The following is a 22471-nucleotide window of genomic DNA, read 5'->3' as shown; positions in this document are numbered from 1 at the left end:
TCTCACAGAATGGCGGCCGCCTTGGTCAGGAACCAGATGATGATCACCACCAGCAGGGCTCCGATGCCGACCACTGCACCCAAGTCCTTCCAGGTCTTTCGTTGGTTTTGCACGTCGGCGTACACGGTCAACGAGTGCCACGCCACCCCCAAGAAAGCGAGTAGGGCGATCAGCAGACCGAGCAGGATGCCGCCGTCGTAGGCATAGTTTTTGATCGTCTCGATCAACCCGGATCCTTCGCCGCGCGAAGGGGCTTCCATGGTGGGGAGCTCGGCAAAAGCCAGGCTTGGGCCGAGCACCAGCAGCAGTCCGATCAAGCGCTGGCTCGCACGATCACGCAGGTTGTTTTTCAGAGGGGTAAAGCACTTGAGCATGGCGGCGATCTCCTGGGTTAGGACAGGGTGAAGAACATCAAAACCAGCAAGGTGAGCAGCACGCGTGCGGCGCTGCCGCCGAAGGCTCCAAAGCGCACGCTGCCGCTCGCCCAACCCCGGTAAGCCGTCCACATCACCCAGGCGCACCACAGCAAGGTCAGGACGAGAACCAGGGACAGCCACAGCGTCGAACTGCTCTGCGGTGCGAAGCCGGCGGCGTTTTGGAACGCAGCGATCTGAACGTCAGTCATGCTCATGGCGAGGGCTCCGCAATCGGAGTGTCGAGGCGGTAATCACCGACCAGTTCACTGGGGTCGCGGGGTTGCGCACGGGAGGGGAGCAGATAGCTCTGCACCCCTTGGCGGATGCGTTGAATGTCCTGGGTCAGTCGGGGGTAGTCGAATCGATAGCGTTCGATTGGTTCAAGGGTACGGGCTGCCTCCGCTCGCGTCGCAAGGCGTTCGAGAGTGTCGAGTTGCTGCTGGACTAGGCTGAGCTGTTCCTGCTCATGAGTCGATGCGGCATAGCCGCTGCCATGAGCGATGGCCAGTGAAAGGAATAACAAGCAGCGAAAGACGGTAGTCGACATGATGCTGGTCCATGTGGAGATGGCGCCAGCATCAAGTTAGGGGTTGAATTACTCAGTATAAAACGCGAGATGGGATGTATCGCTTTTTTAACGGAAAGCGGAAGAAGACACTCACACTAAATCAACAATCGCTTGGACCATAAATAAAGCTCAGACAGCACTCTGTTGTTCATGCAGCAATGAGTGGATTTGCTCGTGCTTGATGGCAGCATGGGTGACGAAGAGCTAATCATCGCTTAACATTGGAATGTCATTTCTCATTTCCCTAAACTGAAGGAAGTTTCCCATGTCTCGGTTGGTTGAATTTCGTAAGCTTGAGCAACAACTGGCCGAACAGCTCGCAGAGCTTGAGTCGATGAAAAGTGATTCCGGCCTGAAAAAAGAAATGGAATTTGAGAGCAAATTGCGGGCGTTGCTGGGCGAGTACGGCTTCAGCTTGAAGAACATCATTAGCATCCTAGATCCAGAGGCTGGCCGTCGTACCTCGACACTAATAACAGCACCGGTGAAGGCCGCCCGTAAAGCTCGCGATGTGAAAATTTACAAAAATCCGAACTCTGGTGAGCTGATCGAAACCAAGGGAGGTAACCATCGGCAGTTGAAAGAATGGAAAATCGAGTTTGGCGCAGACGTTGTCGAGTCGTGGCGTACGCAGTAAGAACGGTTTGATTACAAGGGCACAGCATGGGCCCTTGTTTGTTGGTGAGGATGATGAGTCCTGAATGCGAATCTTGGTCCCACTCCTGCACCAATCTTGAGGCACACTCCCAAACTTTGGGAGCCTACCTTTCATTCAACACTCCGTTCGAAGTGGGGAATCTCGGTCGAATTCCGGCGGGTTAACTCGTGCGGGGTATCAGTTCTGCAGTCGCTGGATAACTATCCAGACACCTGGGGATATATGAAGGAAAATATAATTTTTCCGAGTCAGAGATATTTCTTAAATGTCGTTGCCGTGATTGCTGTTGTGATGCCAAGCGTTACCGCACAAGGCAAAAATACGGCCATAGGATTGAGCGAAAAGGGTAGGGATAGATAAATGATCCAGGGCACGATCAGTAGCGGTATTACTGCTCGTTTAGCACGGTGATAGACGAAGCTACTTTCTCGTCCTGCTCCAAATTTGCGCAGGTCGCGGTGCATCAAACCATCGACAAAACCAGTGAGCGTGGCCAGCAGAAACAAGGGTATCGCCAGGACCAAAATGGTTAGCCTCACGACGAAGGTGAGGGTGACGTACACCGCCGCCAGTACAAAGTCCTCGATATTCACGTAGAGCTGGTTGATCCAGCTCCAGAAGTCATTGCCCTTACTCGACCCCCGCGCCTGCTGGGCAAAATCCGCAAAGCCAGTCTTGACCAGCAGCCACTGATTGAGGAAATTCAGCCACTGGCCAATCGTTTGTCCGGGCTGCTGGATGAGAAGTGAAGATTTGAAGTGCTCGCTGAGCCAACCCAACTCACTGGTTAGCATGGCCTGACTGTGTCGCCAGCCCTGATCACCCCAGAACAGTAGCAGCCCGGCGAACTCGATCAGGATCGAGAACAGCAACGAGGCGATCAGCAAACCGATGATGCGAAAAACCAATCCAATCGCCGAGACGATCACTCCCGGGTGCTGGACAGGTTGTGGCGACGTGTTCTGTGCTGAAGTCGCCATTGTTCACTCCATTACGCGCTGCAGAGTTGATGTCGTCACGACGCTTTCTGAATGGTTTTGTGCTGAATCGAAACGGCGAGGTGGGGCTACACCACCTGATCCAAATCGAAGTTAATTGTTGGGCCGCCACCGCTTGCGCTCCACCATTGCCCCGCTTGCTCGTTGTAGGCCGCTCGCATTCGCTGAGTGAGTTCCAGCAAGTCCTTGGGCATGGCATCGTCGTTGGTGGATTTAGGTAAAGGCATGCGAACTTTCCAGAGCTGCCCGCCGGCCTGGAAGGAGAACATTTGCCCCTTCGGCAAACTGACAATATGAGCAGGCTCAATCAACGGCACGCTGGTGCTGCTGACCCGGTCCTGCGAGGAGGAGGTGAAGTCCGTATTGGCCTCCGGATCAGAGGTGTCGGTGGCGCCCGACACCAGCGTTTTGGTCAGCACGCTGACCTTGGGCAACTGCTGGGTGAGCAGTTCAGCAGTAGCGGTTTCGCGCACGCGGAGCATCTGCAGAGTGTTAAAGTTGCCGATGACCTGGCCTGCCTTGGCTCTGTTGCCGATGCGCGCTTCGATATCGCTAAGGGTCTGGGTGTAGGCGGTTACCTGAATGCCTGCGCCACCGCCTTTATTGATCAGTGGGATGAACTCATCGCCCATCAACTCGTTGAACTCATCGGCGTGCAGGTTGATCGGCAGCTTGTCACGGCTGCTGCCCGATGTAGGCAGGCCATGATCGATGCCATGCTTGTAAATGTGGCCCGCGACCGAGACCAAATCGGCGAACATGGAGTTGCCCACAGCGGCGGCCACCTCGGCGTCGGTCAGTGCATCCAGACCAACGTAGACGATGCCGCGTTTTCGGATGATCTGCATCCAGTCGAAAATTGGCCGAGGGTCATCTAAGTCGGTGTAGTTGGGGGCCAGTAACTGGGCGGTCTTGCCGGTGGTGAGTTTCTCCAGCAGCGGGAGTAGCGAGGCAACGATTTTGTCGAAGTAAGTACGGTCATAGCGTACCGCCGAACGCAGTCCATCTAGTACCGGATCAAATACCCGCTTCACCGCCAGGTATTGTTCGATGGCCACCACGCGTTTATCGCGCCCCACCATATGCCGGGGAATGTTCTTCTCGGTGAGCTTACCTTCAAGCTGGACGATCACTTCCCACGCTTTCGGATCGGTTTTGGCGAAAAACTGCTGGGCGTATTCGATGAACAGCGCGTCGATGTTGACCACATGTCGCTGGATCTGCAGGTAGTCCGGGCGTCGGCCCAACTCGATCAAAGCTCGGGCAATGATATTGACGAAGCGCCACGCGAACTCACGGAAGGCCGCAGAGTTACCTTCACCGCTGAGCTGCCCAGCAATGCGTGACGCCACTTCCGAAATGCGTCCGAAACGTCCCACCGCGTTGTAGCGCGCGGAGATCTCCGGCCAGCCCAGATGGAAAACATAAAACTCCTTTTCCCGACCGGCCCGTTTGGCTTCGACATACATGCGCTTGAGCAGGTCAGCGTCGCCCTTCGGATCGAAGACGATCACTACCTCGTGTTCGACGCGATGTATGTCCTGAGTGATGTACACCTCGGCTAGTCGCGTCTTGCCGACACGGGTAGTGCCGAGCACCAATGTGTGTCCGACCCGTTCGCTCAGCGGCAGACTGACTTCCGTTTCGTCGGGCTCGACCCCATGCAACAGCGGCGAACCACCGACCGGGGGCAAAGGGCGCAACGGATTGAAGGCGCTGTCCCAGGCCGTGACACGGGCCAGTGTCGAAAGCGGAAACGGTGCATGCTCCAAGCGCCGTTCGAGTCCACGCGCCAGGCGGTAATGGGGCGGTTGGTCGACATAGTGAGCGACAGCCGGATCCTGAGCCTCGACCAAGCGTTGGGTGTGCAGGCGGGTCCAGCGAAAACCACGTCCCATGAACAAACGCTTACGACTGACCGGAATCTGTCGGCTGGTCAGTTCGTAGCGGGGCAGGCGGCGGATATTGCGCCGATAACGCAGCACCTCCCAGGCTTGTCGCAGCCGGATCAGGCCGAACACGGTATAGGCCAGCGCCGCAACCAGACCGATCTCGGGTGACAGGGCCACGGCCCAGGGCGAGTACACGCATAACACCGCAGCGGCGATACAGATCGCTACGGTGTACAGCTCCACCGCTGGCCGGAGCTTGGATTCCATCGCATGCTCGGCCATGGCCTGGACTCACTGTTCCAGTGAGGTGGCGGTGATCAGGACGGGGTAATGCTCGATCTGCAGGCGGCTGGCGATGTCGTTGCCATTGACCGGCAGGATGGTGATGTCTGGAGCGACTGCTCGTATCCGGGCCAGGGCTTCAGTATCGGTCACTTCGACGGCCAGGCCCGCCGCGCCCATTTCCTGCAGTTCAGCCGCGCGTTGACGCAGCCAAGTCAGCGACTGGGGATCGTCACCGACCAGGAAAAATGGCCGCAAGCCCGGCATGTTCAGGACGCGGGGCGTGATCTGGCCGGGGCTCAAGTGAGAACTACGGATCGGCAGTATCCAGGCTTCATCGGCAAACGTAGACAGGTCCGCATGCATGGGCCGATCAGGCTGGCTCTTGTTGTTTATGGGTGGCCTGGAAACTTGAAAATGGGGTCGGGTGAAGTCGCTAGGCGGATCCCCGGCTACGGTCAGTTCCGGCTGGGCGAAAGGTGCCAAGAGCAAGATGAAATAGCAGGTAAGGGGTATTCGCTTCATGGTGGTGAGCCCTGTTCGGAGGAAATCAGCAGCCGTTCGAGTCGCCGGGAAAAGCCAGTGCGGTAGCGGGCGGCCGGCGCACCTCCTGCCGGGCGGTGATAGCGTCCGGCAGCCAACACCCAATCACCGGTGGCGGCGTGATGCTCCTGCAACAGCGCGGCGGTTACGGCGAGATTTCGGTACGGGTCGAGGGCTTCGCAGGGACTGGAGAAACGTTGTCCGTGGTAACCCAGGTTGGTTTGCCCGAGTCCGACATCGACCCGCTTGGTGTCATGTCGGGTGAGCGCCTGAAGTAAGGCGCGACAGGCGGCCTGGCGAGTGGCGAAGCGGAAGGGTGTTCCAGCGATGTTGAGTGTCCAAGGCCACGGCAGCAGCCGACTACGAACGCGAACACCACCCTCCTGGAGGGCAATCGCGAACAGCACCATGGAAGGGATGTTTGCGTCATGCGCCGCCACTCGGTAGGCAGGAGGCGGAAGTTCGTCAGCCTGGACGACGAGCGCCGTCAGCATGAGTGCAATACCGCTTAGTCGAGGCGTTGCCATTGTCCATTCACCTGCTGGAGCGTGGCGGGTAACGGTCCCGGGGCACCCAGGCTGAACCAGCGACCGCGATCATGGTTCAGCGTGATCTGCCGACGTTGAACCTTGGTCGGATCAATGCCTGCGTGCCGGGCCCAGCGACGGACGTGTTCATCCTCGCCTTGGCTGCCCACCAGGTAGATATCAAACGCCGCATCACTGTTTTGCAGACGCTGCGCTTCGGCGGTGCACGCTGGGCAATGGTCCTCGACAAACAGCGCTTGGCGCGGCTCTACCGATGAGCTGGTAGAGGGAGGGGATGCCATGCCCTGGATTGGAAGCAGTCCAGGAAACAGCTTGGCCCAGGCCGCGGTGTAAACGTTTTGGTAGGCCAACTCGCGCTCGGCGCGTTTGGCTTCCAGCGCTACCTGCAATTCGGCATAGCGCTGGCGCTCTTGGTCGGTCTCTGCCTCGACGCCGAGCGCAGTCAGCGGATCGAGGTTCGGACTCCAGAAACCGCGCGGGCCGGCTTGGATCTGTTCGAAGCGAGTCCACTCCTGCTCCGTCAGACCCCAGCTTGTAGCCTGTTCAGAGTGAGAGCGCTCCAGCGGAGCGGACTGCGTGCCTTGGATCTGCGACTGTGTAGGTATGGGGTTGCCCATCGCAACACCTGTGGTCAGTAGCGAAACCAGGCAGACGACGGGGGACAGTAGCGTTCGGTTCATGATCGCGTCTCAAGGGAGGTACACGGTCTGGTCTGGTTGAGCGGTCACGGCGAAGATGGCCGCGTTCGGCTCCAGCCCTTTCAGCCGCCATGTGCCGAGCCGCTCGCCGTTGTGCAGCAACCGGATATCCTTGAGCGAGCGACTATTAGGAGAAGCGACCGCCAGAAAGCGCTCGCCACCGCGAGATTCGACACCTAACACTGAGAATGGCGGCGAGAGTGGGGCAGGCTTGGGAGGAACGGTCTTTTTCGGTTTGGTCGCGGCAGGCGTCGGGGGTGGGAGTGGTGGCTGGGTCTTGAGATCCAGGAACTCCTGCTCGACATGTTGAAGGCGTGCACGCAGCGCTGTCAGGTCTGCCACGGTGGCACGGTCTGCCAGACCATCGCGAAGTTCCTGTATCTCTTGTGCCCACTGATCCAACATCGGATCAAGGGTATTGGCCTGTTGCTCACCTGTATCGACCATCTGTCTCAGGTCTTTCAGTGCGTACTGCAGCTTTTCCTGCGCATCCTTGAGTGCGTTTGAATCACGTTGCAGGGTATCCAGGTGCTGTAGGCGTTGGGCGCTCGCATTTTCCAGCTCGGTCACGCGTTGATACTGGTTATACAAACCCCCACTCAGCCCGGAAACCGCCAGGCAAAGTGAGCCGACGATGAGGGTTTGAAACGTCGAGGCTTTCATGGGCGTGCCTCCGACTGATCGGACGAGCTGGCTGTGACTCGCAAGGTATCAGCAACATTTTTCTGCCGTTCGAAGCAGACCGAACGACTGAACTCATCGGCCGTGAGCTGCCAGGCGGGGCCAGCCAGCACTTGGATCGCGCTGCGCAAAGAGATCGGGCCGAGCCGGTAATGGGCGGCCGGCAGGGGGCGGGTGAAAAGCACACTCACTGAGGCGGTAACGGGGCAGAGCGAATAGCCCGAGCGCTGAAGCACGTAGTGCATCGCGTCCTGTACCGTAGGGCTCAGGCTGGACGGGATGCTCACGTCAATGATTTGAGCAATAAGATCACGTTGTTCCGTGGTGGGCTCGGTGCTGACCAGCGTATAGCGGCCATAGCGAAGTTCTGGCGGGCGACTTTCTTCGGCTGCAGCCCTCGGGAACTTTGCCAGATTGGAACCGCTATCCATCTCTGGATGGGGCGGCAATGGATTGGGGATCTGCGTGGTGCAGGCGCTCAATAAACTCAGCAGGCAGACAGGCGTGAAAAAACGCTCCATGGAAGAAACCTCATGTCAGATTCAGTGCAGAACCTGACATGAGGTGAAGGAGAGATTCAGTTAGTAAGTTGATTCAAGACGGGTCGTGTTTAAGTTGAAAGCGTTGCTATTCGTCATAAATGGTGAGCCCATCCAAAACGGTAGCGTCGGGGTCAAAGATAAACAATCGCACATCCGCCAATACAGCCAGATAAAGCACGTCGACCAAGGCTTCCGGTGCGCCAGCGTCGAGCCGCTCCTGCCTCAGCGATGCGTAAGGACGGCCCTCGACCTTCATCAGATTTTCGTCGGTCCAAGGCGTGCCGATCAGCTTACACCCGAGGCCATTGCAGTCTCTCAGGGCGAAGGGTTCAAGCAGCAGTTCGGTTGGTCCAGTGTTGAAACTTCCAGCCCGGTGTTCCAAGTAGCGCGATACATCTTCAGTGAGGTGTGCGGTACTGATTTCCCACGCTCGACTACACGAAAGTGCCATCGTCGAGGAAGGGGTGGTGCTGAAAGGTGCGATTATCATCGGCGAAGGCTCATTTGTGGCGGCGGGAGCTTACCTGCGTGGAGGCGTATACCTCGGCAGCAACTGCATCGTTGGCCCAAGCTGTGAGGTGAAAAGCAGCTTCATGCTTTGTGGACGCAAGCTGGCACATTTCAACTTTGTCGGCGACTCGGTGATCGGCGAGGGCGTCAATATTGAAGCAGGCGCAATCATTGCCAATTACCGCAACGAACTGGATGGTGCGAATATCAAAATCCGTCACGATGACCAAGTGATTTTGACTGGAGTGAGCAAGTTCGGCGCCCTAATGGGCGACGGCTGCAAAATTGGGGCAAATGCAGTCATCGCGCCCGGCGCAATACTAAGCCCAAATACCCACGTTCCACGCCTGGGACTGATTGACCAGTTCGCCTACGATTAATCAGCGTAGAGACGCTGCCAGTGTCCGGAGGGCTGAAGGTTGAAGATCGCCCGCATCTAAATGAGCGTCAGTACCGACGCCTAGGATCTGGAGCGCCAGAAGAACCTTGTCGCGGCCGCGCGTGATGCCGGTTACTACGTCGCCGGCGTCTACCGTGGGAAAGCATCAGGCACGCGAGCTGAGCCGCCGGAGCTGCTACGCATGATCGCAGAAGCGTCCTGGAGACGGCCAAGTTGGCCGGATGCAGTCAAAACAAGGTGAAACGGGTATGGGCGCTCCACAACCATGGGCAGACCGAGGCGTGACATACTCGGCCGCTACAAGCTCCCGCTAGCATTCCATGATCGCCGCCCGCTCCAGCGGTCAAACTTTGCGAGCTTCGCTTGCCAGCGAGCTTTCTTCCGCTTGAAGCGTTCGCGCTCGCGGAAATTGCAGCCCCTGGTGTCGCCCTATGCAACCCAGTGAGATCAAATCTCCCGAGCACATAAGGACTAGTCAATAGGCCGAGCGCCTTGCTTACCTAAAGGGCTACTTGCGATGTTCTTTTACGCGAGCAACGAGTCCAGCGTGCTGTTGAGTATTGCAAGTGGAATTCCAGTCCCAGGAAGCTGGTGGACACGAGTGTCATCAACATACAGCAGCGTAGGGTAAGAATTCACCTCCAGTTTTCGAGCCAAATCGAAGTCAGCTTCTGCCTGCGACGCCGCAGTGCCATCAGCGAGAGCCCGGAGCACTTTGAGCTCGTCCAAGCCGTTTCTTAAAGCGATGGCAGCGACGGTGCTCGGTTCCGAAAGACTCAGGCCATGTTGATAGAACGCCTCCTGCAGTTGGTGGGCCCAATTGACGGCGCGGTCAGGAGCTTGAAGCTTCAGGGCCGCCATCGCAGCTCCGGCATGGCTTGAGTTCATTTCAAAGGAGCCTTCTTCAAGATGCTTCTTGAACTCTTCGCCGAATTCAGCGCCAGTAAGCCGCGTGATCCTCGCGTTGGCCTCGGGGACGTGGGTCAAAAAGGAAATGGGGTCGACCCGTTTTCCCGTGAAAAGGCCACCCGACACAGCCATGAAAGATACGCGGTCACGGTTCGCCGCTTCAAACTCATTTACGCGATTGGAAAACCCCCAGCACCAGCCGCAGTAAGCATCGAACACGTACACAACAGTCGGCTTGTTCAAGTTGAATGAATTCATCTCAAAAGCTCCTTAAACGATTCTGTTCATCAATCCCTGTCCTTAGACATCCGCGTAGCGATGCTCGAACAACGTGCGAGGATAAGTAGCGGACGTCAAGGCAACACTAGGATTTCAGATTTGTGTGTCTGCCGCGGGGACCTCGGTCGCAGCAAGTTCGGCAAGCCAGACTGGCATCGTGCGGGGTGCCAAGCCAAGAAGCTGCTGCGCAGAGGTCGCGGTAGCGATGATGTTTGAAGAAACACCCTGCAAGGCTAGGTAAAGTCCCGTCACTCCAGACGCTGCAGCTTCGCCGAGCATCGGAACTAGGAGTGCTTGGAACGCAAGCGGAGCGACCTTCTCGAACCGCACAGGCCGCCCAAGATGCTGTGCAAATCCGGCGGCTAGCTCCTCACCTACTAGCCCAGGTAGGTGCCCCACCCCCACCACGCCGGTGACTGAAGAGTCGATCAGCAGGCGCTCGGCGACTTCGGCTACGTCCATGTGAGAACTCCAGGAAACCGCCAGATCATCACGCACGGGGTAACGCAAGACGCCCTCCGAGACGACGTTGTCGTGCACCATCGGCAACAGCATGTTCTCCAAATACAGGCGAGGTGCGACGACCGCCATCGATACGCCGGTCTTGCCGATTTCCTCGATGAGGATGGCAATAGCCGATTCTGGCGCGGCCTGTAGCGGCGACTTCGGATCGTCCACGATGGCGCCGCTAGTGGATATCACCACCCGCTTGGGACGGGCCACGGCAATGGCCTGCGCAATCTTGCGGGCGTAGTTCACACGCGCAGCCTCAGCGGCTATAGGCAGGTGAACGAACACGCCGTCGGCGTCGCGATAGGCTGCGATCAAAGAGTCCACGGATTCGTTGTCGATGGAAACCGTCTCGATTCCCGGGACAGTCATGTTGCGATGTACGGCGGCAATGGCCCGTTTGCCCGATTTCGTCAGACGACGCAGCAGGGGGGCGCCTTGTGCGCCCGTGGCGCCATGGATGATGTAGCTCATAGGTTATTCCTTAGGTTGGATCTACACTGCGGTACCACTATGGTGCATTTTGTGCACTAGTTACTTCAACTGCACTAATGGAGCAAAAGATGGAACGAGAGCAAAAAAAACCTGAAAAGCTCCCCGACTGCGGTGTCGGGCGCTTTCTGATCCTGCTGGACGGCCCTTGGGCCACGCTCATCGTGCGTGAGTTGATGCGTGGGCCACTTCGCTTCACCCAGCTACGCCAACTTCTCCCCAACATCAGTGCTCATACGCTCACACATCGTTTGCGGCGATTCGAGCGTCACGCGTTGGTGAAGCGCACCGCATACGCTGAAATCCCGCCCAGAGTGGTCTATGAGCTGACTCCGCTGGGTTACTCGCTCCGCGATGTACTTGATTCGATGCAGCGATTCGGGGACTCGATACCTGATGCACTGTTGGCAGAGGTCGACTAGTTAGACGGAGGGCGGTAGATCCGAAGCGACGCGCCCAGGTGATCGCATTGCGTTGCTCCGGCCCACAGCATCAACAAGACCGCAGAGCTGGCCGGGTGTAGCCCGGCACAGGGGAAAGGATTTGGGCCGAGGTCAGCCAAGCCCAGGCCGCGAAACACGATGCGTTCGTTGAGCACGCCATTAAGGAAGCCGACGTATTGGTCGCCGACCAATATGAACGCCGGGAGGAAAGAGCGTGACGAAGCCGCACAAGGACGCCGAGCCGTTTTTCATTACCGAGGAGGTCGCGGCCGAAATGGCCGCCGGCGGTTACGAGTTCGAGCCGCCGCCCATCCCCTGCGCCATCCGCCTACGCGACCTGCTGGAGCGCATGACCGATGCCGAGCTAGCATTGCAGTCGGGTGAGATCGCCGACCAAGAGCGTGAATGCCGACGGTACAAGCGTGTTCGACCTCACGATCTACTCATGACATTTTGCATGGTGCTTGCTCCTCCTGAATTTTTAAGCTGTTGTATATAAAGGGTTTTATGTGCTTGTTTATAATCGAGTGGGCTTCTTCAAGGGAGTACAAGTCGCCGACGTGATGTCGCTCGCTGAGCATCTCGCCAGTCACGGAATAAACCACTTGGCGCACCAGCCCGGTGGGTTGTGAACAAAAATGGCGGCTGCTGCGTTATGCGCCAGGGAGCGCTTGACGACTTGGCGGGGGTAAACGCTGGCGCCATCGATGCTCCCGTGAAAGAGGATCTTGAATGCCAGAACACGATGGCGGGCATCGAGAAAAATCACACCGAAAACCTCATGCTCTTGGGGTGCAATATGCAATTTTAGATACGAGGCCACGGCGTCAGGTGACGTCAGGTTGGGGCCGCGGGTGAACAGCCGACGATCTAAAATGTGCAGCGCTTCGTCGATCAGCTGGTTCTCCAGGGCGATAGGATCAGCCTCGACATCCGAGGTTTCAATCAGGGTGAGTTGGGTGCTCATGGGGTACCTCCGAAGGGAACAATCCGGGGGTACACACCCGAGGGGAGTGGTGTCCCCGAGGTGGATATAGAGTCACGGGCATTGCCCGATGACGCGCTGTTTACAGCCGAGTGAATCGGTGCCGTTGTCCGTGCAGGTGTGAATCACAACCGTCGCAGGGCAATGGGGAGAAGGTTCTTATTCCATGGCCAGTTTCGGGATCGAAGTCGGCACTGATGGGCATTAGCCGAACCAGCCCAAGATGGAGGCCGGCGATGCGTTTCTCGATCTCTTCCGTCGTGTAGTAGAGCGATAACGTGCTGTAGTCCTCATAAGCCGCAGCGAACAGGCAGTCGTCGCAAAGCCAGAAGGATTCCATGTTGGTTCTCCGGTGCTGATTGGAGAAAAGGCGCTCGATTAAGCGCCTTGATGTAAACATCGTGAATTGTTCAGGCGGACTGAACAGTATGTGTGGCGACACGGCGAGCCGTGCGGGGAGTGGGTGGAGATTCAGGTTCAATCCTGGACTCCGTGGGGTTGTCGGTATCCTCAGCATCGGCATCGGCATCAGCTGACGTTGGGGATGATTCACTGTTTGGCGCTGGCTCAGCAGGTGCTGTTGCCTCCTGCCTGGCAGGCGCTTTGTATTCGTACGTGCCGTTGACCTTGATCCAGTCGATGTACAGCAGACGACCTTTCAGGCTGGCATCTGGCTGGCCTTGTTTATCGCCTTTCTCATAGAGAAAGGGGTCAATCCACAGGTCGCCGATACGGAACGACAGCAAGACCTTCTTCTCGGCTTTGACGGCGTCCATATAGCGACGAATCAAGCGTTCAGCTTCGCCCCCAGCGACTTTGCAATCGAAGCGGGTGTACTCGACTGCATCAGTGGCACCATGTAGGGCTGCGATATCGCAGGCCATGAATGGCTGGCCGCGGCGGACTTGTACTTCACGAACACGGTTGAGGTAGCCGATACCGACGGTGTGTAGGTTGAAGTAAGAGGTCGCTTCTTGGGATTGGTTGGCGTAGGCCATTGCGGTTCTCCTGTTTCAAGGGAAAACGGCGACGCACAATCCCTGACGGGGAAGTGAGCCCCCGTCAGGGTGGGTAAGGTGAAGGTGAGCGATGAACGACTTGTCGCCGGCAGCCGGTGACGAGCAGAACGATGCGTCCTGGGGAATAGCGGTGCAGCAGAAGAGAATCCGCAGCAGTGATTTGCGGACCTAGGATAGTGGGCATTCATCACCGCTGAAGCGGTAATCGTGCGAGCCTCCGAATGCTGATCGCACTTGGGTAAACCACCACGAGCGTGGCGTAGCCTTGAAGGTTCAAGCTACCTGGGCTGGGCTGTCAACGACAGCGAACCACGCCCTTTGTATAAGCCTGTCACAGGGGAGCGTCAAGACGCCGTAAGCCCATTTTTTTTGGCCGGAATTCAGTGACAGTCACTGGACGGAAGAAAGTGAAGAGTGGGCCTGGCGAGGTGCCAGGCGAGGAAGAGAAAAACCACCTTTAGCGAACTTACGCAGTCGACAAGCTCCTCGCAAAACTTGTTTTAACTACGCCGTGATTCGCCAACCGACCCTTATCGTGGCTTGGGTCGGAACATGCTGGCACGCATCCGCGCACAAAGGGTGCCCAGGGTTTCCCCGGCGGGCTCCGGGACTGAATGCGATCGCCGTAGCGGATGACCGCTGATGCCTGGCAGAGACAACAGTGGTCATCCGCCACCACGATCAGGTCGAGCACAAAACGGGAACGGAATTCCGCAGAAGAGAAGGCTCCGAACTCAAGGAGTCCGACCGAGCTACCCGGAGCGAATCGGTCTTGGGTCGCCGTAAGCGATGATCCTGATGTACTACAGCAGAGGGGGTGGGACGACGTCAAGCCAGCGGGCAAAGAGGTTATTTGCTACTGAGATGAGCGGCCAGCTGTTCGACGGTCGTCAGAATAAAGGCACGGTCGCTTTCTTGAAGGCCGCTCAGCAGGCCCGCGATCATCTGACCCTGGTCGTTGGGGCGATTGCTCGACTCCGTCAGCAGCTCATCCATCCGGCAGTCGAAGATGTCCGCCAGTTGCATCAGCTTGACCACGGAAAGCTCCACCACCCCCCGCTCAAGGCGCGAAATGGCTTCGCTGCCGATCCCCAGGCGTTCAGCTACCTCTTCCTGGGTCAGATTACGCTGAGTGCGGTGCTTCGCGATCATGCGCCCGATTTGGGCTTGGGTTGGATGTTTATGTGCCAAGTGATGAGTTCTCCAATTCAACCCGAATGGTTGAGCAAAGACCCATTGACATGAACATCCTTAACGGTTGAGTATCGACTTAAAGAGTTGTTATATTGACTGAAATAGCTGTTTGTCGCGACGTGATGTCTATTCCTCCAGGAATCAGAGACCGAAGTGACCAGCGAGACTGAGTGGTCTGATAGGGCCAAAGGGAGGAAAGGTTGAGCATGGATGAGCAGCGCGAGAACGCCATGGACCTGATCTGGGATCGAACATTGGAACTGTTCATCAAGATCCATGACTGCCCTGATAACCCCGAACACCGCGACAGCCTTGTTCATTGGCTTAACGAAGATCCTGCTCACCTGAAAGCGTTCAACGAACTGGGGCAGATATGGATAGCGACAGGCATCGCTTTGGCCCGTGAAATCGGACGACCGCTAAGCGACTTGGAGACGGATCAGCCGCCATTGATGATGCACTGACTCGTACATTAATCCCAATAATCATGTGAGCATCCATGGCGCCTCATGGGCGTCGCGTTTCTTTACTGATCGGCAAAGTGCCTTTGCAGTCCGGGTAGTGGGAGCATGACCAGAACGGCCCTGATTTTCCCTTTCTCCTGAGCATTGAGGCATTGCAAATGGGGCAGGTCGGCCCGGCTTCGACCGGTACCGACAAGGTGAGCGCTCCGTAGTTTGCGATCAACTGCGTAATCCAATGCGCCTGCTTGGCAACGAATGCATCCAAGGTCAGACGTCCTGCTTCGATTTCATCCAGAGCTTGCTCCCAGATTGCTGTCATACCCGGATCGGCGACTGCAGCGGGGACCGCCTCGATCAGCGTATGGGCCGCTGCGGAGGCCGCTAAGGCACGTTTTTTCTTCAGCAAGTAACCGCGATCAATCAAGCCCTTGATGATGCCGGCCCGTGTGGCTTCGGTACCGATTCCAGTGGTGTCCCGAAGTTTCTGTTTAAGGCGCGGGTCGTTGACCAGCTTGGCGACGTTTTTCATCGCCTTGATCAGATCACCCTCGGTGAGCGGTTTGGGCGCAGCGGTGCGCATGGACTTGAGTTCAACGTCGTCCATTGCGCACTGCGCGCCCTGTTGTAAGGCAGGCAACACCTGGGACTTTTGTCTGGGCTCATCGTCTTCGGGGTTGTCGGAGAGTAAGCCTTTCCAGCCTTGGACGAGGATCTGTTTGCCAACAGCAGTCAAACGTTCGGCGCCGCACTCCAGTTCGACCTCGGTTCGATCAAACTCGTGATGCGGCAGAAATTGCGCGAGGTAGTGGCTACGAATCAGTTCGTAGACTTGGCGCTCTTGTTCAGACATCTGTCCAAGGTTCGCCGGCTCGGTGGTGGGGATGATGGCGTGGTGCGCGGTGATTTTGGCATCGTTCCATGCTCGTGAACGCAATGATCGATCGACGCTTCCGAGCGCTGGGCGTAACACGGGATCCATTCTGAGCAGGGCATCGAATACCGCGGCTACCTCATTGAACATACTCTCTGGCAAATAACGGCAATCGCTGCGCGGATAGCTGGTGGCTTTGTGGGTTTCATACAAGGCTTGGGCGATGTTCAGGGTTTCCTGGGCGCCGAGTCCCAGCTTGCGTGAACAGACTTCTTGCAGTGTGCTCAGGTCGAAGGGCAGGGGCGGCGATTCGCGGAAATGCTCAGTCTGCAGCGAAACTACTGTGGCGGTCTCACTGCCAGAGATCGCTTCGACAGCCTGACTGGCAAGCGCCTGCTGTAGGCAACGACCGGCCTCATCTTGCCCTGTGCTGGACGGTAACCACGACGCAATGAATGGTTGCCCCATTGAGGACAGATGCACATCTACCACCCAGTACGGAACCGAGACGAAGCTGGCAATCGCGCGATCTCGATCAACCACCAAGCGCAAAGTGGGCGTTTGGACGCGTCCAACCGACAGTACGCCGTCATAGCCCGCCCGCCGCCCTAGGAGGGTAAACAAACGACTGAGGTTCATACCAATCAGCCAATCGGCGCGGCTGCGGGCGAGGGCTGAGTGATAGAGCGGGAAGGTCTCCTGACTAGACTTCAGCGAGGACAGTGCTTTGCGAATCGACGCCTCGTTGAGTGCGGATAACCAGAGGCGCTCAACAGAGCCACGATAGTTGCAGAGCTCCAGTAACTCGCGGGCAATCATTTCACCTTCGCGATCGGCGTCGGTCGCGATGACGACGGTGGAGGCTTCACTGAGCAACTGCTTAATGACTTTGAACTGAGTTGCAGTCTTGGGTTTGACTTCAACCCTCCACTGCGTAGGAAGGATCGGTAGATGATCCAGTGACCAGCTTTTGAATTGCTTGCCATAGGTTTCAGGCGGTGCTGCCTCCACCAAATGCCCGATACACCAGGTGACGGTTGTCTCGGTGCCGATCAGGCAGCCATCGCCACGCCGTGTGGCCCCGAGGACCTTGGCAATGTCACGACCCTGGGAGGGTTTCTCGCAGAGAAAGAGACGCATAGAACTGCTCCTGGTTGAGTTCGGAGCAGCGTTGTTGGAAACAGCAGTGGCGAGATATGAGAAACCTGAATGCAAGGTTCCTCATATTTGTCGGTGAGGGCAGTCTTGAATGGGGCGAGGCTGCTGCTTCCTTATCGCGTGGACGACAGTGCTTCACGAGCGGCGAGTAGTGGCAGACCAGAAACTTCGCGCAAAGGCGCAATTTTTACGCCCCAAGTCAGTCATGCCGATGGTGGCTGCCCTCGGCGCTTTTTGGACTTCGACGCAGGCGAGCTGGCCTGGTCTGTAGCCTGCCCGACGGGAGCCCCAGACGAGGCTGATTCATTTGAGCGCTCCCGCATGACCACGCTGTGCACGCGATGAGGCAGGATGCCGACACGACGCGCCTCGATCTTGAAGGTGACCCGCGCATTGTCTTCGCTGTCCTCCCACTCATCGCGCACGGTGCGGCCCTCTACCAACACGCGCATGCCTTTCTGGTACAGCGTGCTCCAGTGTTCAGCCTCGCGGTGCCAGAGCTCGACCGGCGCCCAATAGCCGCCTCGATCCTCGTAGCTGCCATCGCGTGGCACGGGGTTGTCGAAGTACACATTCAGGCGCAGCAAGCGCCGTGCCTCGTCATTGCCTGATGGAAACTCTTGAAACTCTGGCGCACTGCCTATATTGCCTTCGCCGACGAAAAAGGTACTCATCGTGATATCTCCGCTGCTGGTGTGAACTGGCGCAGCAGCCGTTCGGCGCTGGCCATTTTGATTGCGCAGGTTGAAGCCTGACGATAGAGCGAATGCACCACGCTCATCTGCAAGTTCAGTGCAATGCGCTCGCATTCGAAACGATGCAATCCCTCGCGTACGGCTTGCGGCAAAGCCTTGTTGGAGACCTGGCGTTCCCAGACCGCAACGCCCATACGGGCAAAGTCGCGGGTGCGCCATCGCAAAAAGGTGCTGCCCGCACTGGTGTTCTGCAGCACCAATCGAATATCCAGCAACGAGTAAGCAGCTTGTCCGGCCTGCAGCGCCACCGCCTCCATCAGGCGACATAACTGCGCCTCGGTTTCCCTCGCCACCTGCGCCAGGTAGTCCAGTTCCCCCTTACCCTTAAAAGGTTTTAAAAGGCCTTTTAGGAAGGCAGCATGTTCGAGCTGTCGATAGGCATCCGGTGTTAGTGTTCCGAGGGGCATTGGTTGAGTCGGGATCAGGGGCTTCATACTTCGTCCTCCGGCTCATCCACTGTCGCAGATGGCTCTACTGCTTCCTCTGCCAACGCGTCAGCGCCATCCACTGCCACAGCACCACGACGAATAATCGGTGGCGCGAACTGGGAGCGTCGGTGCCCCTCAAGGATGTCCATAGGGGGCAAACCCATTTTCTCTATGGCCGCCAGCGCACGGGCGTTGTTCGCCGCCATGTCATCGCGTGTGACGCCGGCATACCGATAGCGCTGGGCCTGGCCGAACAGGCTGCGCAGCAGATGGGCACCGTCGTCGATCCAGGCTTCCATGTCTCGACGACCGATCAAGGCGGTGTGATGGGCCAACAGGGTATGGCGCACCAGGGTGTCGTAGTCGGTCAGCAGGTAGACGGCGAGAAACCCCAGTTGGCTGCCGATGTACAACGGTAAGGTGACGGGGTGGATATTGAGGTTATCGCTCATGTCGATCTGCGTCGGCAGGTCCTGTCTGATTCGGTCCAACTGCTGGGTCAGTTCCAGCATCCCAGCCTTGGCCTGCATCAATTTTTCTTCGAGTTGTACAATGGCCCAATCGGCATAGGGGTCGTCCTGGGCCGCAGTTTGTTTGATCAGGTTGGTGACACTGATGTAGCCCGCCATACCCATGATCGAATGCACGCCTTCACGTGCGGCCCGGCCCTGCCAGATTCGGGCTGCGTGGTGGGTGTGCAGGGTCAGGGTGATGCTGCTGCGCAATGAGCCCAGGTTGAGCTGATAGTGATCGGCCACGGTGTTTCCTCGCATAGGCTTGGACGGGGACGTTGCGACAGATGAGGGTCAAGGACAGCCGAAAAGCTGAACGCGGACTGTTCGGTTTGGTTCGAGACGGTTGATTTTCGAGACGCTCGACAATGATGCCAGTGGCATCAAATCTACTGACGTCCAGGGCGTTTGCTACGCAACTGGCGCAACTCATTCATGCACGCCTGGGCGAGAGCTGAGACGGGTTCGCCCTGTTTTCTAGGTGGACGTAGAGGTTCGGCTAACGCTTCTGCAATGGGTAGCGATTCAGCCTGACCTGCCCAAGGGTGGAAATCGCCTTTCAGCGCCCGCTGGATTAGGCCCATCAGATACGCCGCCGGTTTGCGAACGCTGCCTGCCGCGCATCGCGCCCCCGCTTCGTTGAGCACCGCCTGCCGATCTGCTGGTTTAAGCTTGTTCAGCGTCACGGTGACGGCCTGCCGCTCGCTCGGACTCAGGTGCAGCGGATCGGGCCAGTGCAGGTTATCCACCGCCGGCGTCGCGCGCGGTACCGTACAAATACTTTCTTTTATTACAGTACAGGCGGCGTTCGGATTCCGAACGGTGCCGGAAACATTGGCGTTCAGACCCGGTTCGGAATCCGAACGAGGTTCCGCACGATTCCGAACGGGGTGATCGCCACCCAGTTCGGAATCTTGTAGCGCGTCATCGAGCGCCTGATCCAATCCTTGATGTGTCCAATGTTCGTTCCAACTGTCGAGCCGGGAGGGGAGTCGACCTAGATTGATATCTGTGTCTTGGCGAATTTCTTCCAAAACATGCTGAGCAACAATTCGCACTGCCTTGGTCGCATGAGAGAGGGCATGTCCGACCAGCTCCAGATAATCCTGATCCAGCTCCATGGCTTCGGCGGGGGTTAGCGGCTCATCGTGCAGGACGTACAGAGAACCTTGTAGGCGCCCGCTGAGCCGATCGCGGCCACGACTCACCAAACTGAGCCAGCGAGTCAGCCTGAGCATCGTCAAGACGCGAGCAATGGTCTCGCGGGAGGCTGATGCCCCATAGGGCACGCTCGACAGGTAAGGTTGCAGATCTTCATAGCGCGGTGTGACCACGCCCTGGCCTTGCAACATGAGTCGAAACACCTGCCAGGCATTGCGTTCCAACGGCGTCAGCCGACAATCCAGCAGCAGGCGACGCGGCACGACTTCGTGTGATTGGCCACTGAACAGAAAGCCAGCCTGTAGAGCCTGGTTGGAGGGTTGTTCAGTGGTGGGGCATGCGGGCCAGCGCTCACTCAGCTGTTGTGTACATTGCTGCAGGACGCGCTGCCAACGACCGAAAGAGGCAGTGTTCATGTTCCGTTGCTGTACTGATCGATCTGTTGCCAAACAATGGTCAAGCTGATCTGTTGCTCCTCCGCCAACATCATCATGGCGTCAAGCTGATCCTCAGCACCGTCCTGAGCGCGTAGTTGGCACCAACGCTGCCAGAGCGCATGTTCCTGCGCTTCGCTCAAGTTTTGGGGGCGCCCCTTACGGGTTTCTATCTTGAGCAGACGTCGGCGCAGGGCGGTTTCCGAATGCGCCAAGCCGAAGCACTGATACATGATGGTACTGCTGGCACCAAGCTTGAGCGCTCGGTTGATCGAGCGCTCGTTCTGTTCGTCGCGTTCGGCCTGGTCGATCAACCGATGCAGCACTGGCGAATCAATCTTGACCTCAACCCAGGGGACGGTGGCATGGGCCAGGCGTGACAGTGTGGTGGGCGGTAGGGATTGCAGCAGGTAGATGTCCTCTTCACCCAATCCGAGTGCTTTGCAGCGTTGCAGATTACCCAGGCGTAACTCGTGAAGGACCTGGGTCAGCATGGCCTGGTTGAGCACATTGAAGGACAGGTTCATGACAGCTCCCTTGGTTAGTCGTCTTCAGGGGTAAGCGTTAAGTCGATCAGGCGCCGGGCTAAGCGGATGAGGCGATATAGTTTGATCAGTACACCGTCGGGTAATCGCTCCAGTCCTACGTCCACGGCGGGACGATTTGTCAGCGGGAGTTGATAGACCCCCAATAGCAGTTGCCCGAACAGGGCTGAGGGCAGTTGCTTTCGATCTTCCCAGTTCACTTCGTCTTGAGCGCGCAGTAGGGCCAGGAGCATCAGGTGAACGCCGGTTGCACGAGGTGCTGAAAGATCCAGTTGCTCGATGCTGAGGGCGAAGCCCAAACCATACTTCTGATCGACGATGCTCTCGGGATGTCCGGCGTAGACCATCATTTCCCGGGCCAATCCGGCAATGGCGAATCGCAGCTGCTCAGCGCTATCCAGCGTTGGGGCGATGAACCAGATATCGTCGATCGTGCAGGTTTCGACGGTTGGTGCTGGTTCGGGGACGGTGTTGCGATCAACCTGTTCGCGAATCCGTTGGACGCGTGACGAGGGGTTGATTGCTGATGCGGTATGCGTTTCAGGCAGCTTGAGCAGCTCCTCTTGCGCTCTTCCCATCTGGGTTCTGGTCCCAGTTGATTTGGAACGAGACTCGGAGGAGGAAGGTCCTGCTTCGTCTTCATCAGCGCTCGACAGATGGGTGTTCTCTGAGGGCGTGACGACAACGCCAGGCGTGCGGATGATGCGTTGTGTATCGCTCAGCTCCAGGGCCAACATGCGGTAGGACTGTCCGAATAAGCGGCTCATGCGTGCGAGCAATTCATCCTGGACTTGCTCAAGATCGAGGGAGTCGGGGGCAGCATCAAATTGGCCCAAGGTGTCGAGCCAAAACTCGGGGAATGCAATGGCGTCGCTTTGATAGCGATTCCAGGTTCGTTCAGCTTGGCTACGCAGACCGATCAGACGTTCAATTTTGGGCTTACCCAATCCGGCATACAGGGTTTGTGGGATGGCGGGCAGCAGGTATTCGAGGGTGTCGAGCATCCGGCTGATGTGCGACTGTGAAATAGGGTAGCCCCCAGCGGTAAAACGTCGTGCCAGCTCGCGTTGCGAGAGTGTTACTCCATCTGGTTCGAGCATGGTCTTGAGTTTGGCGACCGCCAGAGCACGTTCGATGAAGCTGAGTTGGCCGTGCAAATCGCTTTCGGCCAGATGGCCGAGTAGGGCGGTTATTTCATTGGTCCAAGGTCGGAACAGGCAATGAATGCGAAAGAAGCGCTCGTCGCGGGTCTCCTGCCACAGTTCACCGAGAATCGCCAATCGCGTATTACCGCCGTTGCGGATGACGAAATAGGTTTCTCCCGGGCGGCGGGTAATTGGCGGCGGTTGGTCCAACCCGCGTTCACGGATCGAGGCCTTAATATCGTCGTAAAGCGGATTACGGATGAAGCGTGGGTTGTGTTCGTAGGGCCGCATCTGCTCCAGGGTGACCAGCATAGGTGTATCAGTGAGTGGGTCGGACAGCCGCTCCAGTTCTGGACCCCGAGGGAAGTGATCCTGGTGGAGCTTGTCGGTGATCTCCTCCTGACTGAGCTTCTTCATTAGAACAACCTCAG

The 22471-nt window shown here is 57.6% G+C and carries 25 protein-coding genes and 7 pseudogenes; 7 read left to right on the top strand and 25 right to left on the bottom strand.

Features of this window, described 5'->3' with window-relative positions:
- Positions 1-2: 2 nt before the first annotated feature.
- Genes JUI81_RS02775 through JUI81_RS02765 form a run of 3 tightly spaced genes read right to left on the bottom strand, consistent with a single transcriptional unit; the run spans position 3 to position 963 of the window.
- A complete protein-coding gene (locus JUI81_RS02775) occupies positions 3-374 on the bottom strand; it encodes a TIGR03745 family integrating conjugative element membrane protein (protein ID WP_020300904.1) in 372 nt (123 codons plus the stop codon).
- Between the two features lie 17 nt (positions 375-391).
- Positions 392-631 carry a TIGR03758 family integrating conjugative element protein gene (locus JUI81_RS02770; RefSeq protein WP_029290855.1) on the bottom strand — a complete coding sequence of 80 codons (240 nt, stop codon included), beginning with the start codon at positions 629-631 and terminating at the stop codon, positions 392-394.
- The gene (locus tag JUI81_RS02765; RefSeq protein WP_204123670.1) at positions 628-963 is read right to left on the bottom strand and encodes an RAQPRD family integrative conjugative element protein; all 336 of its coding nucleotides are present in this window, start codon (positions 961-963) and stop codon (positions 628-630) included. The genes JUI81_RS02770 and JUI81_RS02765 overlap by 4 nt, the downstream gene beginning before the upstream one ends.
- 286 nt (positions 964-1249) lie before the next feature.
- Here JUI81_RS02765 and JUI81_RS02760 point away from each other — a divergent pair, with 286 nt between their 5' ends.
- The gene (locus JUI81_RS02760) at positions 1250-1621 is read left to right on the top strand and encodes a histone-like nucleoid-structuring protein, MvaT/MvaU family (RefSeq protein WP_204123669.1); all 372 of its coding nucleotides are present in this window, start codon (positions 1250-1252) and stop codon (positions 1619-1621) included.
- Positions 1622-1890: 269 nt separating this feature from the next.
- Here the strand turns inward: JUI81_RS02760 and JUI81_RS02755 are convergent, their stop codons facing one another.
- The 8 genes and pseudogenes from JUI81_RS02755 to JUI81_RS02720 all read right to left on the bottom strand — a co-directional run.
- Complete coding sequence (locus tag JUI81_RS02755) at positions 1891-2622, bottom strand: TIGR03747 family integrating conjugative element membrane protein (protein WP_204123668.1); 732 nt, start codon at positions 2620-2622, stop codon at positions 1891-1893.
- A gap of 86 nt (positions 2623-2708) precedes the next feature.
- Positions 2709-4814 (bottom strand): type IV conjugative transfer system coupling protein TraD, encoded by a 2106-nt coding sequence (gene traD, locus JUI81_RS02750; RefSeq protein ID WP_204123667.1) that lies wholly within the window; start codon positions 4812-4814, stop codon positions 2709-2711.
- Between the two features lie 9 nt (positions 4815-4823).
- Positions 4824-5339, bottom strand: coding sequence for an integrating conjugative element protein (locus JUI81_RS02745; RefSeq protein ID WP_204123666.1), 516 nt, complete (start codon positions 5337-5339; stop codon positions 4824-4826).
- On the bottom strand, positions 5336-5884 hold the full coding sequence (locus JUI81_RS02740; RefSeq protein ID WP_204123665.1) for a lytic transglycosylase: 549 nt from the start codon (positions 5882-5884) through the stop codon (positions 5336-5338). The genes JUI81_RS02745 and JUI81_RS02740 overlap by 4 nt, the downstream gene beginning before the upstream one ends.
- The gene (locus JUI81_RS02735; protein ID WP_204123664.1) at positions 5866-6585 is read right to left on the bottom strand and encodes a TIGR03759 family integrating conjugative element protein; all 720 of its coding nucleotides are present in this window, start codon (positions 6583-6585) and stop codon (positions 5866-5868) included. Before JUI81_RS02735 ends, JUI81_RS02740 begins: the two co-directional genes overlap by 19 nt.
- Positions 6586-6594: 9 nt before the next feature.
- On the bottom strand, positions 6595-7266 hold the full coding sequence (locus JUI81_RS02730; RefSeq protein ID WP_204123663.1) for a chemotaxis protein: 672 nt from the start codon (positions 7264-7266) through the stop codon (positions 6595-6597).
- Entirely contained in the window at positions 7263-7805 is a 543-nt protein-coding gene (locus tag JUI81_RS02725) for a PilL N-terminal domain-containing protein (protein ID WP_204123662.1), read from the bottom strand. The genes JUI81_RS02730 and JUI81_RS02725 overlap by 4 nt, the downstream gene beginning before the upstream one ends.
- Before the next feature lie 106 nt (positions 7806-7911).
- A pseudogene (locus JUI81_RS02720) lies at positions 7912-8262 on the bottom strand (ABC transporter substrate-binding protein); the annotation flags it as partial.
- Here JUI81_RS02720 and JUI81_RS02715 point away from each other — a divergent pair.
- Positions 8261-8716, top strand: a pseudogene (locus JUI81_RS02715) (DapH/DapD/GlmU-related protein); the annotation flags it as partial. The pseudogenes JUI81_RS02720 and JUI81_RS02715 overlap by 2 nt on opposite strands.
- 87 nt (positions 8717-8803) lie before the next feature.
- Positions 8804-8929, top strand: a pseudogene (locus JUI81_RS32035) (resolvase); the annotation flags it as partial.
- Positions 8930-9261: 332 nt separating this feature from the next.
- Here JUI81_RS32035 and JUI81_RS02710 read toward each other — a convergent pair.
- Together JUI81_RS02710 and JUI81_RS02705 are read right to left on the bottom strand one after the other, a co-directional pair.
- Positions 9262-9903 (bottom strand): DsbA family protein, encoded by a 642-nt coding sequence (locus JUI81_RS02710; RefSeq protein ID WP_204123660.1) that lies wholly within the window; start codon positions 9901-9903, stop codon positions 9262-9264.
- A 114-nt stretch (positions 9904-10017) separates the two neighbouring features.
- Positions 10018-10908 carry an NmrA family NAD(P)-binding protein gene (locus tag JUI81_RS02705; RefSeq protein ID WP_204123659.1) on the bottom strand — a complete coding sequence of 297 codons (891 nt, stop codon included), beginning with the start codon at positions 10906-10908 and terminating at the stop codon, positions 10018-10020.
- 77 nt (positions 10909-10985) lie between these two features.
- Between JUI81_RS02705 and JUI81_RS02700 the strand changes: the two genes are divergently transcribed.
- The 3 genes and pseudogenes from JUI81_RS02700 (at position 10986) to JUI81_RS02695 (ending at position 11846) form a co-directional block, all read left to right on the top strand.
- Positions 10986-11348, top strand: coding sequence for a winged helix-turn-helix transcriptional regulator (locus JUI81_RS02700; protein ID WP_374707253.1), 363 nt, complete (start codon positions 10986-10988; stop codon positions 11346-11348).
- Positions 11339-11587: pseudogene (locus JUI81_RS31750) on the top strand (helix-turn-helix domain-containing protein); the annotation flags it as partial. The gene JUI81_RS02700 and the pseudogene JUI81_RS31750, both read left to right, overlap by 10 nt.
- Positions 11584-11846: pseudogene (locus JUI81_RS02695) on the top strand (hypothetical protein). The pseudogenes JUI81_RS31750 and JUI81_RS02695, both read left to right, overlap by 4 nt.
- 35 nt (positions 11847-11881) lie before the next feature.
- Here the strand turns inward: JUI81_RS02695 and JUI81_RS31745 are convergent.
- The 5 genes and pseudogenes from JUI81_RS31745 to JUI81_RS02675 all read right to left on the bottom strand — a co-directional run.
- Positions 11882-11998, bottom strand: a pseudogene (locus JUI81_RS31745) (ABC transporter substrate-binding protein); the annotation flags it as partial.
- Positions 11974-12336: pseudogene (locus JUI81_RS02690) on the bottom strand (JAB domain-containing protein); the annotation flags it as partial. The pseudogenes JUI81_RS31745 and JUI81_RS02690, both read right to left, overlap by 25 nt.
- A 100-nt stretch (positions 12337-12436) precedes the next feature.
- Complete coding sequence (locus JUI81_RS02685; protein ID WP_204123657.1) at positions 12437-12694, bottom strand: hypothetical protein; 258 nt, start codon at positions 12692-12694, stop codon at positions 12437-12439.
- A gap of 70 nt (positions 12695-12764) precedes the next feature.
- Entirely contained in the window at positions 12765-13352 is a 588-nt protein-coding gene (locus JUI81_RS02680) for an STY4534 family ICE replication protein (RefSeq protein WP_204123656.1), read from the bottom strand.
- 870 nt (positions 13353-14222) lie between these two features.
- A complete protein-coding gene (locus JUI81_RS02675; RefSeq protein WP_041021227.1) occupies positions 14223-14564 on the bottom strand; it encodes a helix-turn-helix domain-containing protein in 342 nt (113 codons plus the stop codon).
- Positions 14565-14773: 209 nt separating this feature from the next.
- Between JUI81_RS02675 and JUI81_RS02670 the strand changes: the two genes are divergently transcribed.
- Positions 14774-15031, top strand: coding sequence for a hypothetical protein (locus tag JUI81_RS02670; protein ID WP_204123655.1), 258 nt, complete (start codon positions 14774-14776; stop codon positions 15029-15031).
- 43 nt (positions 15032-15074) lie between these two features.
- On the opposite strand, the gene JUI81_RS02665 is transcribed toward JUI81_RS02670, so the two are convergent.
- The 7 genes from JUI81_RS02665 to JUI81_RS02635 all read right to left on the bottom strand — a co-directional run bounded on the left by JUI81_RS02665 (position 15075) and on the right by JUI81_RS02635 (position 22457).
- Positions 15075-17042 (bottom strand): DNA topoisomerase III, encoded by a 1968-nt coding sequence (locus JUI81_RS02665; protein WP_204123654.1) that lies wholly within the window; start codon positions 17040-17042, stop codon positions 15075-15077.
- A 221-nt stretch (positions 17043-17263) separates the two neighbouring features.
- A complete protein-coding gene (locus tag JUI81_RS02660; protein ID WP_204123653.1) occupies positions 17264-17734 on the bottom strand; it encodes a single-stranded DNA-binding protein in 471 nt (156 codons plus the stop codon).
- On the bottom strand, positions 17731-18249 hold the full coding sequence (locus JUI81_RS02655) for a DUF3158 family protein (protein WP_204123652.1): 519 nt from the start codon (positions 18247-18249) through the stop codon (positions 17731-17733). Before JUI81_RS02655 ends, JUI81_RS02660 begins: the two co-directional genes overlap by 4 nt.
- A complete protein-coding gene (locus tag JUI81_RS02650) occupies positions 18246-19001 on the bottom strand; it encodes a PFL_4669 family integrating conjugative element protein (RefSeq protein ID WP_204123651.1) in 756 nt (251 codons plus the stop codon). The genes JUI81_RS02655 and JUI81_RS02650 overlap by 4 nt, the downstream gene beginning before the upstream one ends.
- Before the next feature lie 143 nt (positions 19002-19144).
- Positions 19145-20332, bottom strand: coding sequence for an STY4528 family pathogenicity island replication protein (locus JUI81_RS02645; protein ID WP_204123650.1), 1188 nt, complete (start codon positions 20330-20332; stop codon positions 19145-19147).
- A complete protein-coding gene (locus JUI81_RS02640) occupies positions 20329-20877 on the bottom strand; it encodes a DUF2857 domain-containing protein (RefSeq protein WP_204123649.1) in 549 nt (182 codons plus the stop codon). The genes JUI81_RS02645 and JUI81_RS02640 overlap by 4 nt, the downstream gene beginning before the upstream one ends.
- Positions 20878-20891: 14 nt before the next feature.
- Entirely contained in the window at positions 20892-22457 is a 1566-nt protein-coding gene (locus JUI81_RS02635; RefSeq protein WP_204123648.1) for a ParB family protein, read from the bottom strand.
- Positions 22458-22471: the final 14 nt, after the last annotated feature.

Origin of the sequence: Pseudomonas sp. 008, assembly GCF_016861935.1 — a bacterium.
Taxonomy (GTDB): Bacteria; Pseudomonadota; Gammaproteobacteria; order Pseudomonadales; family Pseudomonadaceae; genus Aquipseudomonas.
Note: the sequence above shows the minus strand (reverse complement) of the source record. Positions and strands in the feature narration are given on the sequence as shown.

Bases quoted from the DNA above. Each gene is read 5' to 3' on its own strand.
- JUI81_RS02775 (WP_020300904.1), bottom strand. From the start codon at position 374: ATGCTCAAGTGCTTTACCCCTCTGAAAAACAACCTGCGTGATCGTGCG.
- JUI81_RS02770 (WP_029290855.1), bottom strand. From the start codon at position 631: ATGAGCATGACTGACGTTCAGATCGCTGCGTTCCAAAACGCCGCCGGC.
- JUI81_RS02765 (WP_204123670.1), bottom strand. From the start codon at position 963: ATGTCGACTACCGTCTTTCGCTGCTTGTTATTCCTTTCACTGGCCATC.
- JUI81_RS02760 (WP_204123669.1), top strand. From the start codon at position 1,250: ATGTCTCGGTTGGTTGAATTTCGTAAGCTTGAGCAACAACTGGCCGAA.
- JUI81_RS02755 (WP_204123668.1), bottom strand. From the start codon at position 2,622: ATGGCGACTTCAGCACAGAACACGTCGCCACAACCTGTCCAGCACCCG.
- traD (WP_204123667.1), bottom strand. From the start codon at position 4,814: ATGGCCGAGCATGCGATGGAATCCAAGCTCCGGCCAGCGGTGGAGCTG.
- JUI81_RS02745 (WP_204123666.1), bottom strand. From the start codon at position 5,339: ATGAAGCGAATACCCCTTACCTGCTATTTCATCTTGCTCTTGGCACCT.
- JUI81_RS02740 (WP_204123665.1), bottom strand. From the start codon at position 5,884: ATGGCAACGCCTCGACTAAGCGGTATTGCACTCATGCTGACGGCGCTC.
- JUI81_RS02735 (WP_204123664.1), bottom strand. From the start codon at position 6,585: ATGAACCGAACGCTACTGTCCCCCGTCGTCTGCCTGGTTTCGCTACTG.
- JUI81_RS02730 (WP_204123663.1), bottom strand. From the start codon at position 7,266: ATGAAAGCCTCGACGTTTCAAACCCTCATCGTCGGCTCACTTTGCCTG.
- JUI81_RS02725 (WP_204123662.1), bottom strand. From the start codon at position 7,805: ATGGAGCGTTTTTTCACGCCTGTCTGCCTGCTGAGTTTATTGAGCGCC.
- JUI81_RS02710 (WP_204123660.1), bottom strand. From the start codon at position 9,903: ATGAATTCATTCAACTTGAACAAGCCGACTGTTGTGTACGTGTTCGAT.
- JUI81_RS02705 (WP_204123659.1), bottom strand. From the start codon at position 10,908: ATGAGCTACATCATCCATGGCGCCACGGGCGCACAAGGCGCCCCCCTG.
- JUI81_RS02700 (WP_374707253.1), top strand. From the start codon at position 10,986: ATGGAGCAAAAGATGGAACGAGAGCAAAAAAAACCTGAAAAGCTCCCC.
- JUI81_RS02685 (WP_204123657.1), bottom strand. From the start codon at position 12,694: ATGGAATCCTTCTGGCTTTGCGACGACTGCCTGTTCGCTGCGGCTTAT.
- JUI81_RS02680 (WP_204123656.1), bottom strand. From the start codon at position 13,352: ATGGCCTACGCCAACCAATCCCAAGAAGCGACCTCTTACTTCAACCTA.
- JUI81_RS02670 (WP_204123655.1), top strand. From the start codon at position 14,774: ATGGATGAGCAGCGCGAGAACGCCATGGACCTGATCTGGGATCGAACA.
- JUI81_RS02665 (WP_204123654.1), bottom strand. From the start codon at position 17,042: ATGCGTCTCTTTCTCTGCGAGAAACCCTCCCAGGGTCGTGACATTGCC.
- JUI81_RS02660 (WP_204123653.1), bottom strand. From the start codon at position 17,734: ATGAGTACCTTTTTCGTCGGCGAAGGCAATATAGGCAGTGCGCCAGAG.
- JUI81_RS02655 (WP_204123652.1), bottom strand. From the start codon at position 18,249: ATGAAGCCCCTGATCCCGACTCAACCAATGCCCCTCGGAACACTAACA.
- JUI81_RS02645 (WP_204123650.1), bottom strand. From the start codon at position 20,332: ATGAACACTGCCTCTTTCGGTCGTTGGCAGCGCGTCCTGCAGCAATGT.
- JUI81_RS02640 (WP_204123649.1), bottom strand. From the start codon at position 20,877: ATGAACCTGTCCTTCAATGTGCTCAACCAGGCCATGCTGACCCAGGTC.
- JUI81_RS02635 (WP_204123648.1), bottom strand. From the start codon at position 22,457: ATGAAGAAGCTCAGTCAGGAGGAGATCACCGACAAGCTCCACCAGGAT.